We start from the raw sequence: 17,635 nt of genomic DNA, 5'->3' as shown, positions 1-17,635 counted from the left end.
GCAAGCACATAGTTTTTACTTGCGTCCAGGAGTGCAACTGCCGTACAGGGGGCTTGATTGCGCACAGAATTGGTTGCGCGATCAAGGAAGCCGCTATTCCCGAGTCGACTGTATGTATCACCGCATGGTTCGACGCGGCAATACGCGTGAAGGGTCCCGCCGTCGGATCGCCTCCATCGGGCTTGATGATGCCGGGTACGGCACGCACGCGATGCGTCGCCCAAAAACGCCATTGATATACCGCCGAACAGGGAAACTTCGCGCGATGCAGTGACTGCCATGCTCGCCGCACGGAGGTTTGCCGCCATCAGGCGTACGTCTGCTCTTTTCCGGAAACGCGCGCATCATGAGCAATATACGTGGCCGCGCGCAGACGTCTGGACGGTCGAGAGTCGCCGCGGGGCATAGGAGGACACCATGTCTTTTGCACCTATGTTCAGGCTCATCGTCAGCCTTGTATGCGCGATCGCGCCGCTTGGAGAGGGATCGGCTGGTGCGTTGCAGCACCCGGCCCCGGCATCAGCGCTCCGGCCCACGCCCGTGCATCAGCTCAGCGTGCCCAGCATCCCGTGGCAGGGCGACTTCAATGCGATCCTCGAGCGGCGCCAGCTTCGCGTACTCGTGCCCTACAGCCGCACCCTCTATTTCATTGACAAGGGGCACGAGCGCGGACTGACCGCAGAGCTCATGCGTGACTTTGAACGCTATATCAACAAGACCTACGCGAACCGCCTTGGCAAGCGCCCGCTCACGGTGTTCCTGATTCCGACGACGCGCGACCGGCTGCTGCCTAACCTGAATGCCGGGCTGGGCGATATTGCCGCGGGCAATCTCACGGTCACCGACGAACGGTTGAAACTGGCCGACTTTTTTGTGCCACCCAACCGCAAACCGGTGCGCGAACTGGTCGTGACGGGGCCGCGCTCGCCGCGACTCGCAACGCTGGACGACATGGCCGGAAAGACAGTCCAGGTGCGGCGCTCGTCAAGCTACTATGAGAGCCTCACTGCACTCGACAGGCAACTGCGCGCGAGCGGCAAGCTTCCCTTAAAGATCGTGCTTTTGCCTGATGCGCTCGAAGATGAGGACGCACTTGAAATGCTCAACGCCGGTCTGCTGCAGATTCTGGTCGTTGACGAATGGAAGGCCAGGCTGTGGGCTCAGGTATTACCAAACATCAAGGTTCACAACGATCTTGCCGTGCGAACCGAAGGCTATACCGGCTGGGCGATGCGCAAAAACAGTCCGCAACTCCGGGACGCGATGGCGGACTTCTTTCTCAACCATGTCAAGAAGCAGAGCATCGAAGAGTATCGCCTGGAGAGGTACATGCGGCGCTTCAAGCAGATCCGCAACAACGATGAGTCTGAAGAGCTTCGGCGCTTCGAGCAGACGATCGCGATTTTCCAGACGTACGGCCGGCAATATGGCTTTGATCCACTGATGCTTGCCGCTCAGGGCTTTCAGGAGTCGCAGCTTAACCAGAGCGCCCGCAGCCGCGCTGGGGCAGTCGGCATCATGCAGATCACGCCTGCTACTGGCAGGCAGATGAACGTGGGCAACATCATGGTCACGGAGCCCAACATCCACGCTGGTGCGAAATACATGGATGAACTGATGACCCGCTATTTTCCGGACGCGCACTTCAGCGAGAATGACCGCTCGCTATTTGCCTTCGCGAGTTACAACGCGGGCCCATCGAAGATTGCCAGAATGCGCGACGAAGCATTGAAGCGCCGGCTCGATCCGGACAGTTGGTTCAACAATGTCGAGATCGTCGTCGCCGGGAAGATCGGCATGGAGACGCCCACATACGTGCGCAATATCTATAAGTATTACGTATCGTATCGCTTGATTGCCGATGCCCAAGCCGCGCGCACGCAAGCGGTCGGGACTGTACGCAGATGAGCAGGGCCGCGCCGATGACCGCTAGCACCAGCTAGCTGCCATCGAAACACCTCTCCAATTAAACAATCGACCTTCGCACGGTGATCTACGCACGCAGAAAATAGCAGCGAAGTGGACGCGCGAGGAGACGACACTCGTCAAGTCACGAGGCGATGCAATGTTCGTCGCAACTACTTAATAAGTCCACTCGCACGCGAGCGTCCCCGCACCTGCCGCGAAGAGGTGTGAGCCGCATGGACAAGTTGCGCTACCTCGCCGATGATAAGGCTGGATGGGCATTCCAGAGATGCAGCAATGACCGACGATCTGACGACATGGTTAGCGCAGGTTGGCCTTGGCGCGCACGCTGCAAAGTTCAGGTCGCAAGGGATTGACTGGGATGTGCTCGGCGATCTTTCCGAGGCTGACCTGAAGGAGCTTGGCCTTACCCTTGGCGACCGGAAGCGGCTCGCAAAAGGACTTGCGGCGCTGACCGAAGCCCACGCACATTCGATTGTGCCGGTGGAGGCATGCAGAGCCTTGTCTTCGTCGCCGGCTTCCGAAGCCATCGATGCAGAGAGGCGGCAAATCACGGTGATGTTCGTCGACCTCATCGATTCGACAGCGCTAGCGGAGCGATTCGATCCAGAGGACATGCGACGTCTGCTAGGGGTCTACCATCAAGCTTGTGCACGCGCGATTGAAGCTCACGAAGGCCATATCGCTCACTATATCGGCGACGGCCTGGACGTCTATTTCGGCTATCCCGATTCGCACGAAGACGATGCCATACGTGCGGTGCTTGCCTCTCTCGCCGCCATAGCTGCGCTTCGTGAGGCCAACGAATTCATCGAGCCGGAGTACGGCGTGCGCCTGCAGGCGCGGATAGGGATCGAGACGGGACTTGTCGTAGTCGGCGCGATTGGCGCTGGCTCTTCGCTCGTTCAGCGCTCGATCGTTGGAGAGGCGCCAATCATCGCCGCGAGGCTACAGTCGCTCGCCCCGCCCGATGCGATAGTCGTGGGACCGGCCACCCAGCGCCTGATCGAAGGATCGTTCAAGCTTGAAGACCTTGGATGCCATGAACTGAAGGGGGTCACGGGCCCGGTCCGGGTTCAACGTGTACTCGCGCAAGCGGATACGATCGACCGCTTCGAAATCAGGGCGGCCCAAGGGATCACACCGCTCATCGGCCGGACCGCGGAACTCGAGATGATCCGGCGGCGCTGGAAACAGAGTGTCGATGGCGAAATGCGCTGCGTGCTGTTGACCGGCGCGCCGGGAATCGGCAAATCTCGCGTGCTGCGGGCGCTCTGCGACGGCATGAGTGAAGATGCGCATACGATCATTTCGCTTCACTGTTCCGCGTACTATCGCAACAGCCCATTTTGGCCGGTACAACGCTGGCTGCAGCGCACGTTCGGCGTCGGCCTGGACGCTTCGAATGCATCGGATAGGGAGCGCCTGGCGGCCGGGATTGCAAGGCTCGGGGTCGATGCCGATGAGACGCTTCTTGTTCTTTCAAACTTGCTCTGGATGCCAAAAGGAGATCGCCGTCCGGCCGTTGACACCTCTTCCCCTTCCTTCAAGCGCCGGACGCTCGACGTGCTGGTGGCGATGCTCGAAGCGTCAACGCGCGTTCAGCCGGTACTTGTCGTTGTTGAAGACGCGCACTGGATCGATCCGTCATCCCTGGAGTTTGTTCGGCTTGCGGTTGAACAACTGGTGTCCGCCAGGCTAATGGTACTGGTCACCGCGCGGCCCGAGTTTGAGCCGGGATGGACTTACCCTCATCTCGTACAGATCAATCTCGATCGGCTATCGCGCCGCGATTGCGTTGCGATGATCAGGCGACTGACGGGTGGCAAACGGCTTCCGGATCTGGTACTCGATCAGATCGTCTCAAAGACGGACGGTGTGCCGCTTTTCGTCGAGGAGCTGACCAAGGCCGTGCTCCAGGGCGATCTGTTGCAGGATGCCGGCCTCAGCTACGAGTTGAAAGGCACGGCGCAGACGATCGCGATTCCGGACACGCTGCAGGGCTCGCTGCTGTCGCGGCTCGACCGGCTGGAGCCAGCAGTCAAGGAAACCGCGCAGATCGCAGCGACAGTGGGACGCGAGTTCGGCAGGAAGCTGCTTGGGTTGATTGCGTCGAGGCCGGAGGATGAACTTCAGCAAAAGCTCAATTGCCTGATCGCGGCCGAAATCATTATTCCAGCTTCAGGGAAACTCACTGGCGGGGACGCCTATTTATTCCGGCACGCATTGATCCAGGAGATTGCATACCAATCCCTGCTGCTTGCGCACCGTCGCCACTACCATGCGCTAATCGCCGCCGCTCTTGAAGAACATTATCCGGACGTCGTCGAGCGGCAACCCGAACTGATCGCTCAAAACTTCGCTGCAGCCGATCTGCCGGATCGCGCGATCGGCTATTGGCAGCAGGCCGGGCAGCGGGCACTTGCGGGTGCCGCCTACGACGAGGCGATCGCCCATGTGCGGCGCGGTCTTGAGCTGGTCAACCGCTGCTCCTGCAGCGAGCCGACTCGGTCCAGCCACCTGCTGACGCTGCTGCTGACAAGAGGCAGAGCAGAGCTCAGACTGGCGCAGCGCGAGGCGATCGCGACCTTCCGCGAGGCGGCCTGCATTGCCCGCGAACGGAAGCTGACGTCGCATCTCGTGCAGGCAGCGTTGGAGTTTGACACCGCCGAGACGTTCCTCGAAGGCTCCGGAGATGAATCGATTTCTCTGCTGGAGGAGGCGCTCACCCTGATCGGCACCGAGGAGTCGGTCGAACGTTGCCGCCTGTTGAGTCGCCTTGTTCGCACAGTTCATATGACCGGTGCACGCGAACATCGTAGTGAATTTTCGCTGGAGGTCGTCGATCTCGCCAGACGCCTGAACGATCTGCCGAGCCTGTTCGACGCATTGGCGTGCGAATTGATGCATGTCGGGGCTCTCCCGTTGCCTGCTAACCGGTTTGCGCAGCGAGAAAGCGTGTTGCTTGAGCTCAGGCAGATTGCGGAAGATCTCGGCGATGCCCATACCATCGGTCATGCGTGCGCCCGATGTCTTGCCGGCTATCTGGAGATCGGCGAGGTGGACAGTTTTGAGAGCGCGCTGGAACGGTATCGGGAGATTGCCGCCAGCGGACAGCACTTCGTCGACAAGTGGTGCGTTACGGGGGCCCAGGCAATGCGGGCCATACTCGTTGGCGACTTCGCTGAGGCGGAGCGCAAGACGCGCGACTCGTTGCAGATGGCGCAGAACGCTGACGCGAATCTCGCAACGGGCGTCTACGGCATGCAGATGTTTACGGTCCGCCGCGAACAGGGCCGGCTCGCTGAGGTAGCGCCGATCTTCAAGCGGTTTGTCGATGAGCATTCCGAGGACACTACGTGGCGGCCAGGATTCATGTTGATTTGCAATGATCTCGGCTTCGAAGCGCAGGCCCGTGACAATCTCGAGCGGATCGCGGAATCGGAATCCGGTATCCCCGTGGACAGCAAGCGGCTTGTTACGTTGACCTATCTAGCTGAAGTTGCCGCGCGCCTGCGGGACGTCGAACGTGCCGAACGGATTTATGCCCTTCTCCTGCCATTCCGCGATCAGGTCGTCACGGTTCCAGTCTTTACGCTTTGCTGCGGATCTGCGGCACGGTTTCTTGGCATACTGGCCCATGCTCTCGGCGATTGGTCTGCTGCCGAACAGCATTTCGAATACGCGCTGCACATGGATGAGCGCTTGCGCGCGTGGCCCTGGCTGGCGCATGGCCGGCATGAATACGCGCTCATGCTGGCGGCGCGCAATGGCAGCGAAGATAGAGCACGAGCGCAAAATCTGCTGTCGATGGCCGCAGCCGCAGCCAAAAAACTCAAGATGTTCGCGCTCGTGGAGCGCATCGGCACCGCGCAGACAGAAGCTTGGCTCAGAAGATAGCACAGGCTGGCGCACCGTTTGACGCGCAATGATCCGCCGCTACTCAAGGAGAGTCACATGCCGCGCTTTATGATTGAACGCAATTTTGCGGAACAACTCGAGGTCACGGGAGAAAGTGCTGCAACTGTGAAAAGAATCAACGACGAGGAAGGCGTCGAGTGGCTTTTTTCGTTTCTCAGCGCCGACAAGAAGAAGACTTATTGTCTGTATGAGGCGCCCAACGCCGACGCCATCCGCGCCGCCGCACGTCGGGCAAATCTGCCGGCCGATGTGATCATCGAGGTCAGCGACTTGCGGCCGGAAATGTTTACTTAGAAGGTGGGAGCACGGATGCAATGTCTGATGGCTGTCTATGCAACGACAGCATTGCCGCCAACGAAAGCTCGCAGCGGCGGCAATCCGCAAGTGGCGACCGACATTCGGCCGCCATCGCGGCGCACAGTACGACCTCCCACGCCGTCCCAACTACAGACGGCGTGCTCCACATCGCCCAGATCAATCAGACGAAAACGCTTACGACCCGCCAAAGAAAACCGGCTTCATCCCACTCGGGCTGGCCGGACGTCCCGTCTGGGACGACCCGTTCGTTGCAGGGCCATAGCCGCTGCTCTGGCCCGCAGCACTGGTCTCGTTGGCCTGCATATTGGCAGGAAAGTCGACGGTATTCGCATTCGCCGGATTGAAGCCGGCTTGTTGTAGCTGAGCGATTTCTGCTTGCACTTGCGAGCGCGTCAGCGCCCCGTCTGACTGCGCCGACGATGCAATTGGCATCGCAATAACGGCGACCGCGCAAACTGTGTGGACTAGCGGCTTCATGATTGCCCACCTCCAGGTGAGTGACTCCAGTTGATTCGGGCCGCAAACGGCCCGGACTTTCGTTCGACGTTTGCCGCACTTTATAGCGCTCAAACGTTGACGTTGTCGTTCATTTCAATCGTATGCGCGAGTGATCGTTTTGGCCTCCATCATTTGATGGAGGCCGTCCAGCGTGAAAACGAGACGCTGCCGTCTACGCGTTCTATCGTGATGAAGTGGCTCGATAAGCCAGACTAACCCAGACGATCAATTTCGGATAACTAACCCACGGTGGCGTAAGCCAGCTCTGGACGCGAATGTCATGCTCATACGGGAGTTACTGGGCACGTTTCCTAACCAGGTCATGCCGCGCTCGCCACTATTTTTTGGCTGATTTTCGCCACACGACCTAAGCTGATAAAACCGAGCGAGGGTCGAATCCATGCATATCAAGCAAAACGTGACCTGCGCGCTGCTGCTTGCCGCGACGCTGGCTGCAGGTTGCAGCGGTGGTGGTGGAGGCGCCAACACCACGCCCGTGTCGGCGCCGGCCGGATTGACCGAACGCGACGTTGCAGTGGTCTACTCGCAGGGCGCTGAAATTGTTCCCGATACGCTCAGCATCAGCGGTGGCCCCATTACACAGTGCAGCATATCGCCGCCTTTGCCTGCGGGGCTATCGCTCGATCCTCAGACCTGCGCGATCAGCGGCACGCCAAATGGCGTTTCTCCCGACACGATTTACACGATCAACGCCAGCAATGCGGCGGGAAGCGAGTCCATCAAGGTCGAGATCGAGGTCAAGGCTGAAGTGGTCCCCCCGGAAAGCCTGAGCTACCTGAACGCCGCAGTGATCTATACGACCAACGCGGCAATCATTCCCAACACGCCGATCGCCACGGGCGGAGAAATTACCCTGTACAGCATTTCGCCGGCCCTGCCTGCGGGGCTTCAGTTCGATCCGCAAACAGGCGTCATTTCCGGCACACCGCTGGCAGTCAGTCCGCCGGCCGTCTACACGGTGACCGGCAGCAACAGTGCCGATTTTGTCGAGACCCAACTCACGATCGAGGTGCACGCAGTCACTCAGCCGCCGGCGAGCCTCAGCTATTGGGATCTCGCTCCCATCTACGTCGTGGGCCATCCAATCTCGTACGACGAGCCGCAGTCCACCGGCGATGAAATCACCTCCTTCTCGGTCTCGCCCGCGTTGCCTGCCGGATTGAGCCTGAATCCGCAGACGGGCGCGATCAGCGGGACGCCGACCACGGCGCAGCCGCCGACGACCTATACGTTTACCGGCAGCAACAGCGCTGGCAGCGTCACGGTGCAGATCGTCATCGGCATCGACGAACCGGCGACCGGAGCGTGGACACCGGCTGGTTCCATGAGTCAGGGGCGGTTCCGGCACACCGCCACGCTCCTGTCCAATGGCCAGGTCCTCGTCGCTGGGGGGCAAAGAAGACAGGTCACTGCCTCCACCGAACTGTACGATCCGGTTGCGAACACCTGGACATTGACTGGCGGCCTGAGCCAGGCGCGGCAATCCCACTCGGCGACGCTGCTCCCCAACGGCCACGTGCTCGTGGCGGGTGGATTCAAAACGGGCGTTGGCAGTGAACAGTCGTCGGCGGAGTTGTACGACCCGGCTTCCGGTAGCTGGTCGTCCACCGGCAGCATGAGCGATGCGCGTGACGCTCACACGGCCACGCTGTTACCCAACGGCCTCGTGCTCGTAGCGGGCGGCGAGGGGAAGTCGGGAACGCTGTCGTCGGCAGAGTTGTACAACCCGGCAACGGGAACCTGGTCGCCAACAGGCAGCATGGCGCAAGCGCGCTTCTCCCATACTGCGACGCTGTTGGGCAACGGCCTCGTTCTCGTCGTGGGCGGGGCGACGGATTCAGGCGTCCTGGCTTCTGCGGAACTCTACAACCCGTCAACGGGCACCTGGTCACCCACGGGTAGCATGAGTCAGGTGCGCACCAACTTCGCCACGGCGTTGCTGCCTGACGGTACGGTGCTGGCCATAGGCGGAACGGACGGAAACGTCGAACTGTCGTCGGTCGAACGGTACGTCCCCGCTGGCACATGGACACCGACTGGCAGCCTGATCCATGCGCGCGACTTCCTGAGCGCCACGTTGCTGCCCAACGGCCGCGTGCTTGCCGCCGCCGGACTGGCCGGGAGCGACCTCTACTCGGACGAGCTCTACGATCCCGCCACGGGCACCTGGACGCCGACCGCAAGCCTGAGCTGGGCGCGCGAGCAGCACACGGCCACGCTACTGGGTAACGGCAGCGTGCTCATAACCGGGGGACTCGGTCGCGGAATACTGGCTCACGCCGAACTGTTCCATTGATACGGGAATGCAGATCGCGACCGACATTTCATGCGCGCTGTCTGTCTCAAGCCGGGATCATTTCTCAAACTGGGCATGCGGTTGCTGATTCCTGATGTAGGCGCGTCGGTACAGAATCGACCAGGCCGTCAGCCCGGCATAAGCGCCATATCTGACCAAAGTGGAGAGCCGATCCACGTCGTGCCCGGCAAGGTACCCGACGATATAGACCCGAATCACGTTTTCGGCTACGAGGCCGATTCCCCAAACGGCCGTCATGAGCCGGATCGATCGCGCGAGTGCCGGGCGCGATTGCCACATTTCGTCGAATTCCCGTTCGCGTCCCTCGCGCTCTCGCGCCAGCGTCGATCTCGCGAGATAGAACACGAGTGGGCGCTTGACCAGCAAGGAGAGGAGAAAAAGCACGCCAATGAAACCACCTACCAGTGGTTCACGTGCTTCGCGCAACCATCGACCAGCAGGCGAAGTTAGCAAGGCGAGCGACAGCGCCAGGCTCGCGAGGACGATTGCGCTCAAGGCATCGAAGTGCCGAAAACGGGCGAAATCGAAAGTGATCCAGGCCAGCAACGGTATGCTCGACGCCATCAGCGCGCCGGGTGTCCCCCAGTGGGGAAGCGCTATCCGGTAAGCCAATGCAGGCAATGCCACATTGACAACGAATGCCAGAACGTACCGGGCAGAGGGGATCATCTCGAGCGCATGGACTTTGGCGAGGGCCGATACCGGCGCGAAGTGAACGTCCGAATCTCCGAGGCACCTTACCACCGACTGGTCGTTGCTGGCCGCACGGCGATGGTCGTTCAAGGTGTGGGGCGAGGGCGCTCAGGTCGGGTTGCGGGCCGACCCAAGATAACAAATCGGTAATCCACGCGTCACTTTTCGGCAAGCCGGTCTATGGAGAATTGAAGCTCCACACACGCTGCGCGATACAAACATCATGATGTTTCTTCGTACCAGAATTGCGACCGTTGTCGTGACCGTTGTGGCGCTCTTCGTCGTGCTCGGCGCCGCAGGTTTGGCCTTCATGTACTCCGGGGTGTATGACGTCTCGGCAAGCTCCAAAGACAACCCGATCGTCGCGAAGCTGCTGCACGGAACGTACGAGGCCTCGTTGCATCGGCATGCCGGTTCCGATGTCGCGCCTGGCGACTTGCTTTCATTTGAAAACATTCGTTCAGGTGCACGAATGTATGACGCAAGCTGTGCTCTCTGCCACGGTGCACCTGACCGGCCACTGAGTGCGGTTGGGCAGGGTATTCAGCCCGCCGCGCCCTCGCTGTTGTCTGCGAGCCGCCGGAATAAGCCCGCTCTGATGTTCTGGACGATCAAGCATGGCGTGAACATGACGGCCATGCCGTCGTTTGGGAAGACGCAGTCGGACGACACAATCTGGCAAGTCGCGGCCTTTATTTACGCCGAACGCGGAATTTCGAAGGATAAGTACGACCTGCTCGTCCATGGGAACGCCCAAGCCGACAGCACGGCCGCATCTCCGAAGCGCCCCATGCCCGCGCCCGATCAAAACTGACGAAGCTGTTCCGATGTGCACACCCGCCTGGCTGAATGTCTTTCCTGGGTCAATTCCATGTTGCGCGTTGTCGTGGCTCTCCAGTTCGCAGTGCAGTTGGCCGCCTGTTCAACGGCCCCGTCAACCCATTTGGCGGCGGTTGATGTCGTCGATTACGCGGGCCAGGTATGTGGCGATCAAAGCGGTCACGTAAAAATGCCTGTATGCCTTTTTCCTCGAGCGATCACGCAAATGCCCGGGCAACGCTCACAATCCGGGCTCCTAAGCGCTCGTTGACGCCGCCTGTTGGTGGCAACCGCTACAGTCGCGATCAAACGGCGGAATGCCGCGGTACCGTAAATTGAACGGCTGCGCCGCGCGGCGAGCAGTCGCTCGCCCACAGGCGACCGCCATGTGCGTCGATGATCGAGCGGCAAATTGAAAGCCCCATGCCGAGCCCGGTCTCCTTCGTGGTATAGAACGCGTTGAACGCGTTCTCGGCATTCGGGCCAAAGCCTGGGCCCGAGTCGCGCACGGTCACGATCACGCAGGCCTCGGCCTCGCCGGTGCTGATGTGCACGTGCCGCACGCCACCGAGGCTGCTCATCGCCTCCAGCGCATTGATGATCAGGTTCAGCAGCACCTGCTGCAGTTCCACACGGTCGCCTTCGATAACCGGCAAATCTTGCGCGAGTTGCAACGCGAGCTGGGTGCCGCTCTTGCGTGCTTCTCCCTGGACCAGTTCGGCGATCTCACGAATCGCCTCGTTGAGGTTGACGGGTTCCTTTTTGCGTGGCGCTTTTCTGATCAGTTGCCGCAGTCGCCAGAGCACGTCCCCGGCACGGTTGGCGTCCCTGACAATCCCGCCTAGCGCTAGGCCGGCCTCGGTGAGGTTGGCAGGCTCGCGGTTCAGCCATCGCAGTGCAGCCTCGGCATAGCTCACCGTCGCGGCAATGGGCTGACTGACTTCGTGAGCGATCGAGGCCGCGAGTTGCCCCATGGTCGCAACACGGTTCGCATGGGCGAGTTCGGCCTGGATCTCGCGATAGCGTTCTTCGCTCTCGCGGATTCTCATTTCCGCCTGCTTCTGCCCGGTCAAATCGAGCACGTAAGCCACGCCCTGGTTCGGCTGTTCTTCGAATGCCGCGCCGGCGATGAGAACGGGTACGCGGCTGCCGTCTTTCCTGAAGAACTCCTTTTCACAGGGTTGCAGCGCGCCGGTCGCCTCAAGCTCTTCCAACTCGCGTGGGACGCGCGCTTGCCATTCGGGAGGCGTCATGTCGTACCATCGGAGCCCGGCCTCCAGATCCTCACGCTCGTACTGGCACATGTGGAGAAATGAATCGTTGGCGTCGATCAGTCGTCCGTCGAGGCCCCAGATGAAAATCCCAATGAGATTGGCGTCGACGAGGCGGCGGATTTTGGCTTCGCGTTGCGCAACGTCGCGATACAAACGGGCATTCTCGAGCGAAATCGCAGCCTGCGAGGCCACCAGCTTCAGCACGGCGATCCGGGCGGGGCTGAACACACGGGCAGTGAGATGGTTCTCGAGGTAGAGCGCGCCCATGAGCTTGGCGCCGTTCATCAGCGGCAGGCACAGAATGGAGCGTGCGCGATGTTCGCGCACGTAGGGATCGGCATCGGCCTTGGGATCGGTTGCGGCGTCGTCCAGGAAGAGGTTCTCGCGCGTACGCAGGACATGGTTGAGGATCGATTCCGGCAACAACGCAGCAGTGACCGGTTCGTCGGACAGTTGCACGCGCACCCCGTCGCCGGCAATAGTGGCCTGCGCTGCGATGCGGTGATCATCTCCGTCGGAAAGGATCAGCAGACCTCGCTGCGCGCCCGCCTGTTCGATGGCCGTGCGCATGACCATCTCGATCAGCCTTTCAAGGTGGATCTCGCCTGAAGCCGCCTGCAAGACCTTGATCACGGTCGCCAGCTCGAGGTGCTCGATTGGCGCGGCTATCGTATTCGTCGGTCCGGGCACGGTCTCTTCGGTCCGCAGGTACCGATACTTTTCCTCGAGCTGCCGCGCCTTTGCGTTGGCGCCCCAGCGGAGATAGCCGTAGTGTGCGTCCTGCATGTACACACGCGCAATCTTCTGAAGGCCGCGGGCTGCATAAAAGCGCGAAGCGAGTTCGTTGGCCGTTGCTTCGACGTGCGTAAAGCCGCTTTCTTTTGCTGTTTCGATAGCCTGCTCGTAGAGCATCTCGGCGTCGACTACGCGGTTCTCGATACGGGCGATTTCGGCACCGACCAGCGCGGCATGGCTTGCGAAGTTCTCCGCGCACAGATTCGCCCAGATGCGAAGCTGGTCGTGACGGGAACTCAGTGCTTCCAGGTGCTGCGGTAGTTCGCCAGACGGGATGGCGTCGCAACGGGCAGCCTGCGCCAGCGCGGCATAGAGGTAGTATTCGGCCGCCTCGTTGTAGACGTACGCGGTGGTCCAGATGAGACCTTGTGCGTTCGACGCAGCCGCCATGGCTGCCTCATACTCGCCAGCTAGATAGCACTCCTGCAGTTTCCGGAGCCAGTACCATCTTGTATTTTCAACAGGGGATTGGGGCAGGCCGGGTTCAGCGTGCAGCTGTTCAGACTGCGCGTCTTCAAGGTTGCCTGAGACGGGCGTCAAGCCCCGGAGGGTCCGGATCAACGCGAGTTTTTCTTCGATAAAGTCGACGGTGATGCCGAACTGCAGCTTCTTCGCGTGCGCAAGGCAGGACTCGACCTCGCGTTGTACGTCGGGCAGCGGGTCGCCGATGAGAAGCAGTGTCTGGACGAGGTGCGCGTACGCGACGGCGCCATATGTCAGGTCGCCGGTCCGGTGCGCCGTGTCGTATACGCAGCGCAGCTGGTCAATGCATGCCCGCACGGGTTCCACCCAGCGTGCGACATACAGCGAGTAGCACAGATACGTGCGCGTTTCATACCGTTCGAGGCCACGCTCTTCCACGAGTTTGCAGGCGAGCCGGCCGAATTCAAAGCCGACTTTGTAGTCGCCGAAAAGCAGGACGGAAAATCTGGGCAAACGCGCGTAGGCCACGCACGAGGCATCGGCGTTGCCATGCTCGAGACTGAGATTGATTGCCTTGCACAGCGTCAGGCAGGCAAGGTTCGCATCGGTGTCGATGGCAGGCAGGACGAGGGTGGTCAGCACCTCGATGGTTGCCAGGGCGGCCACGTCGTTCATTGGCGGCAGATCGATGAGTGCTTCGATGCTCCGGTCGCCGAGCAGTGACGTGATGCGCTCGTATTCGCTGCGCGTGGTCATCTCATCCGGATGAGGCGACCACGCGATGCCTGCGTGACGAAGGAAGGCGAGGCCAACAGCGATCGCGGTGTCAGTCTGGCGAAGGAGCACGTAGATCTCCATCTGCCTGCATGCGACCTGGGCGCGTTCGGGCGGGGTCGAGGCACGCTTTGCCAGGGCCGCGAGTTGCGCTTCGGCGGCCAGCAGCTGTCCCGTGAGGATTTCGCATTCGGCCCGGTTCAACGCCAGCGTGAAGAGCAGGTCATGGCGACGCTGCCAGCAATCGTCGCCCAGTACCGCCGCGCCGGTGCTGACATAGGCGAGCGCCGAGGTGTAGGCCGTCGACGCCCTGGCGCGCTGGCCGGCGAGCAGGTTGAGTTCGGCCAGTTGCTCGCGTTCGTCCTGGTCGCCGATCAGCACGGCCCCGCGATTGAGTTGCCCCACGATCTCGAAGATCGCCTCCTCGCGCTTGTCGTCCGGCGTCTGCGCGATGAGCAGCCGGCCGATGCGCAGATGGGCGTCGGCGCGCGATGCCTCCGGGATCAGCGAATAGGCGGCTTGATGGACCCGGTCATGAACGAAGGCGTAAGCGCCGTCGAGCCGCACGGCCAGTTCCTGGCGAACCGCCTCCCACAACACGGCATGAACCTGCGTCTCCTGCATGCCGAGCACAGCCGAGAGGGTGGCGATGTCCGCGACGTTCCCGAGGCAGGCAAGCTGCTGCAGCGCGTGCTGCGTTGCGCACGGCAGGCGGGTCAGCTTGCCGGCCATCAGGTCCACGATGTTGTCGGTGTAACCCTTCGCGTGGATGCGCTCGGTATCCCAGCGCCACTGCCGCGCATCAGGGTCGAACGTCAATAGATCGCCTTCGGCCAGCGCATGCAGGAACTGGATGACGAAGAACGGATTGCCGCCGGTCTTGTCACGCACGAGGTGCGCCAGAGGCTCGATCGATTCGGGCGCACAGTGGAGCGCATCGGCGATCAGACGCCCGATGTGTGCACGGTTGAGCGGCGCGAGCCGGATTTCCGCTATCTTCGCGCCCGCGTTCCGGACGGCCTGAAGCCTGAGCGTCAGTGCATGGGTGGCATCCACCTCGTTGTCGCGGTAGGCGCCAATGACCATCAGGTAGCGCAGGTCCGGCTGGCACAGCAGATCCGCGAGCAGGTCCAGTGTCGCTGCATCGAGCCACTGCAGGTCGTCGAGAAAAAGCGCCAGTGGATGGTCGGCCTGGGCGAATACGCCGATGAAGCGCCGGAACACCTGCAGGAAGCGCTGTTTCGCCTGCTGCGGTTCAAGTTTCGGAACGGGGGGCGGCTCGCCGACGATGAGCTTCAGTTCAGGGATCAGGTCGCTCACGAGGGCCGCATTCTGCGCCAGTGCCTCGAGCAATGCGGTGCGCCAGCGGGTCAGCTCCGCTTCGGACTTGCCCAGAAGCATGCGCACCAGCCCCTGGAACGCCTGAACAAGCGTCGCGTAGGGGATATCGCGCTTGTACTGGTCGAACTTGCCGGACGCAAACAATCCACGTGGCGGCACGAGTATCTTGTGCAGCTCATTGACCACCGACGATTTGCCGATGCCCGAATAACCGGAAACGAGCACCAGTTCCGGCATGCCGTTCTCGAGAATACGGGCGAACGTGGCGACGAGGGAATCGACTTCGCGCTCGCGCCCGTAAAGCCGCTCGGGAATCATGAGCCGGCCAGGGGCGCCGTGTTCGTCCAGTGCGAAGTCGTCGATGTGACGGTGACGCTGCCAGTGGGCGAGGCAACGCCGCAGATCATGCTCGACACCGGCGGCACTCTGGTAGCGCTCCTCGGCGGTCTTCGCGAGCAGCTTCATGACGATGCGCGAGATGGCCGTGGGGACGGCATCCGCGCGCGTGTGCGGCGGCAACGGCGTTCTTGCGATATGGCAGTGCACCCATTCCATGGCGTCGCTGGCGGCAAACGGCAGGGCGCCCGTGAGCATCTGGTAGAACGTGACACCGAGCGAATACAGATCGCTGCGCGAATCGGCCGAGCGATTCATCCGGCCAGTCTGCTCGGGCGCCATGTAGGCGAGCGTTCCGGCGATGGTTTCGGGGGGCTCCGGTGCGTGCCGCTCGCGTGGCAGGCGCGAGGCCAGGCCAAATCCGGCGAGCCGTGGCCGCCCATCGGCGCAATGCACGAAGATGTGCGCGGGCTTGAGGTCCTTGTGGACGAGGCCCCGCTGATGCAGCTTGCCGAGCGCGGCGGCAATGCCAATGGCGAGTTCGAGGAAATACCCGGTCTCGAGCGGCGCGCCAAGCAGCCTTGCGAGCGGCTCGCCGCCGGGGTCGTCGAACGACAACAAGGCCTGACCGCCTTCGCGCACCAGTCTTTGCGGGCGCACTGCCCATTCGCCATCAAGCTCGTCTCTGAGCCCGAACTCGCGGGCAAGACGCTCGAGACTGGCGGGCGAGGGCTGCTCTGCGGCGAGCCGCGCATGCAATACATCCTGGCCAGCTAACGTCGAGGACGGTTCCCTCCAGAAGATACGTTCCCCGTCGTCCCACAAAATATTTGCCTTTTTATCCATCGACGCTGCAATGCGATTATCTATTACGGATAGCATACACATTCTTCGTCGTGGCGCAATTCGCGATACAAATGGCTGCGCGCGCAACGTATTACGTCATGGTGTGCATAGTCTCGCGACGGAAGTCGTTGGATCGCGTCATCTCATCCAGGATGAAACGGCGGGCACTCCATGTTGAACCAATCGTCGACCCGGCGCTGCGCCGCCTCCAGATCCTCGGGATAGTAGGGGTCGTTCCATGGTGACGGGTTGTAGCCCGCTTTTCTCAGAGCCGCGAGTTCGCTCTGGTGTTGCGCCATCGTCGCAGGCGCGTTGCGTTTAAGGGCGGCCAGGTCGCGGCACTGCGTTGGGCTCAGATGCGGCCCGCTTTGCGGCATGCCGCCGGCGGTACAGGCAGTCAACAGGAGCGCAAACGCGGTCAGCGCAGGGCGCAATGTTGGGTAGCGATTCATAGTGCGTCTCCACGCGTGTGATTGGCGCAACGCTAGCGGCGCGATGCGACGGGCACGCGTGACTTACGCGTTCATTTTGCCTTAGGCCAATCGGCCCAGGCGCAGTACGAAGTGAAGAAAGCGCCCGCGCCGTTCACCCAGCAACGGACTTTACACGTTGTTACCGTCGCGCAGCGCCCGTTTGTACGCGCTTTCCGTATACTGCCGCGCTTGTCGCCTTCCTCTTTACGCTTGTCGTGCCCGGCGCGGCGGCAATGCGAACCACACTGTGATGCCCATGTTCTCTACCAGGTCCGTTCTCACTGCCGCGCTTGTCGCCGCAGCAAGTCTCTCGTTGTCGGCATGCGTTGCCCCGGGATACACGCCGTACGGCGCACAGCAAGGCTACCAGGCCCAGTACAGCCAGCCTGCTTATGCACAACCGGGCACCGTGCAGCAACCCGCCTACGTACCGCCGCCCGCGCCGCAACAGCCGTATGACACGCAAAGCAACGGCCAGTACGGTTCGCAGTACAACTCGCAATACGGCAACCAATATGGCACGCAGTACGGCACGATCTCGAGGATTCAGCCCTTGAGTAGCGCGACCGGTGCATCGGGCATCGCCGGGGCCGTGGTCGGCGCATTGGCTGGTGGCGTGCTCGGCAACCAGATCGGCGGCGGCCACGGCCGCGATGCCGCTACCGTCATCGGCGCGCTGGGCGGCGCTTATGCGGGCAACCAGATCGGTCAGCAGATGGGCCAGCCCGCAGGATTCCAGATCGACGTGCAACTGAGCGACGGCTCCACCCGCGCGTTCAACGTGCCGACGCCCGGCGACCTGCGCCCGGGCGACCGCGTGCAGGTCAACGGCAGCCAGCTTGCGCGCTACTGATTCCGCC

General features: G+C 61.6%; 10 protein-coding genes and 1 pseudogene. 7 read left to right on the top strand and 4 right to left on the bottom strand.

Going from position 1 to position 17,635, the window contains the following annotated elements:
* Positions 1-93 precede the first annotated feature (93 nt).
* The 4 genes and pseudogenes from U5A65_RS00505 to U5A65_RS00490 all read left to right on the top strand — a co-directional run.
* A pseudogene (locus tag U5A65_RS00505) lies at positions 94-271 on the top strand (integrase); the annotation flags it as partial.
* 146 nt (positions 272-417) lie between these two features.
* Positions 418-1,908: a transglycosylase SLT domain-containing protein gene (locus tag U5A65_RS00500; RefSeq protein WP_321945123.1), complete on the top strand. Its 1,491-nt coding sequence runs from the start codon at positions 418-420 to the stop codon at positions 1,906-1,908.
* Between the two features lie 294 nt (positions 1,909-2,202).
* Positions 2,203-5,826, top strand: a complete 3,624-nt coding sequence (locus U5A65_RS00495; protein WP_321945122.1) for an AAA family ATPase — start codon at positions 2,203-2,205, stop codon at positions 5,824-5,826.
* A 57-nt stretch (positions 5,827-5,883) separates the two neighbouring features.
* Complete coding sequence (locus tag U5A65_RS00490) at positions 5,884-6,141, top strand: DUF4242 domain-containing protein (RefSeq protein ID WP_321913258.1); 258 nt, start codon at positions 5,884-5,886, stop codon at positions 6,139-6,141.
* A 198-nt stretch (positions 6,142-6,339) separates the two neighbouring features.
* Here the strand turns inward: U5A65_RS00490 and U5A65_RS00485 are convergent, their stop codons facing one another.
* On the bottom strand, positions 6,340-6,642 hold the full coding sequence (locus U5A65_RS00485) for a DUF4148 domain-containing protein (RefSeq protein WP_321913259.1): 303 nt from the start codon (positions 6,640-6,642) through the stop codon (positions 6,340-6,342).
* Positions 6,643-7,063: 421 nt separating this feature from the next.
* On the opposite strand from U5A65_RS00485, the gene U5A65_RS00480 reads away from it, so the two are divergent.
* On the top strand, positions 7,064-8,980 hold the full coding sequence (locus U5A65_RS00480; RefSeq protein WP_321945121.1) for a kelch repeat-containing protein: 1,917 nt from the start codon (positions 7,064-7,066) through the stop codon (positions 8,978-8,980).
* Between the two features lie 57 nt (positions 8,981-9,037).
* Here the strand turns inward: U5A65_RS00480 and U5A65_RS00475 are convergent, their stop codons facing one another.
* A complete protein-coding gene (locus U5A65_RS00475; RefSeq protein ID WP_321913261.1) occupies positions 9,038-9,784 on the bottom strand; it encodes a VC0807 family protein in 747 nt (248 codons plus the stop codon).
* Positions 9,785-9,917: 133 nt separating this feature from the next.
* Here U5A65_RS00475 and U5A65_RS00470 point away from each other — a divergent pair, with 133 nt between their 5' ends.
* Positions 9,918-10,508, top strand: coding sequence for a cytochrome c (locus U5A65_RS00470; RefSeq protein ID WP_321945120.1), 591 nt, complete (start codon positions 9,918-9,920; stop codon positions 10,506-10,508).
* 310 nt (positions 10,509-10,818) lie between these two features.
* Here the strand turns inward: U5A65_RS00470 and U5A65_RS00465 are convergent, their stop codons facing one another.
* Together U5A65_RS00465 and U5A65_RS00460 are read right to left on the bottom strand one after the other, a co-directional pair.
* Entirely contained in the window at positions 10,819-16,302 is a 5,484-nt protein-coding gene (locus U5A65_RS00465; protein ID WP_321945119.1) for an AAA family ATPase, read from the bottom strand.
* Between the two features lie 143 nt (positions 16,303-16,445).
* Positions 16,446-16,754, bottom strand: a complete 309-nt coding sequence (locus tag U5A65_RS00460) for a DUF4148 domain-containing protein (protein ID WP_321945118.1) — start codon at positions 16,752-16,754, stop codon at positions 16,446-16,448.
* A gap of 268 nt (positions 16,755-17,022) precedes the next feature.
* Here U5A65_RS00460 and U5A65_RS00455 point away from each other — a divergent pair, with 268 nt between their 5' ends.
* Positions 17,023-17,628: a glycine zipper 2TM domain-containing protein gene (locus U5A65_RS00455; protein ID WP_321913409.1), complete on the top strand. Its 606-nt coding sequence runs from the start codon at positions 17,023-17,025 to the stop codon at positions 17,626-17,628.
* Positions 17,629-17,635 lie beyond the last annotated feature (7 nt).

Origin of the sequence: Paraburkholderia sp. J10-1 (genome assembly GCF_905220165.1) — a bacterium.
Lineage (GTDB): Bacteria > Pseudomonadota > Gammaproteobacteria > Burkholderiales > Burkholderiaceae > Paraburkholderia.
This window is presented reverse-complemented; position numbering and strand designations above follow the sequence as displayed.

Excerpts from the sequence above, each read along its gene's own strand:
- U5A65_RS00500 (WP_321945123.1), top strand. The coding sequence starts at position 418 with ATGTCTTTTGCACCTATGTTCAGGCTCATCGTCAGCCTTGTATGCGCG.
- U5A65_RS00495 (WP_321945122.1), top strand. The coding sequence starts at position 2,203 with ATGACCGACGATCTGACGACATGGTTAGCGCAGGTTGGCCTTGGCGCG.
- U5A65_RS00490 (WP_321913258.1), top strand. The coding sequence starts at position 5,884 with ATGCCGCGCTTTATGATTGAACGCAATTTTGCGGAACAACTCGAGGTC.
- U5A65_RS00485 (WP_321913259.1), bottom strand. The coding sequence starts at position 6,642 with ATGAAGCCGCTAGTCCACACAGTTTGCGCGGTCGCCGTTATTGCGATG.
- U5A65_RS00480 (WP_321945121.1), top strand. The coding sequence starts at position 7,064 with ATGCATATCAAGCAAAACGTGACCTGCGCGCTGCTGCTTGCCGCGACG.
- U5A65_RS00470 (WP_321945120.1), top strand. The coding sequence starts at position 9,918 with ATGATGTTTCTTCGTACCAGAATTGCGACCGTTGTCGTGACCGTTGTG.
- U5A65_RS00465 (WP_321945119.1), bottom strand. The coding sequence starts at position 16,302 with ATGGATAAAAAGGCAAATATTTTGTGGGACGACGGGGAACGTATCTTC.
- U5A65_RS00460 (WP_321945118.1), bottom strand. The coding sequence starts at position 16,754 with ATGAATCGCTACCCAACATTGCGCCCTGCGCTGACCGCGTTTGCGCTC.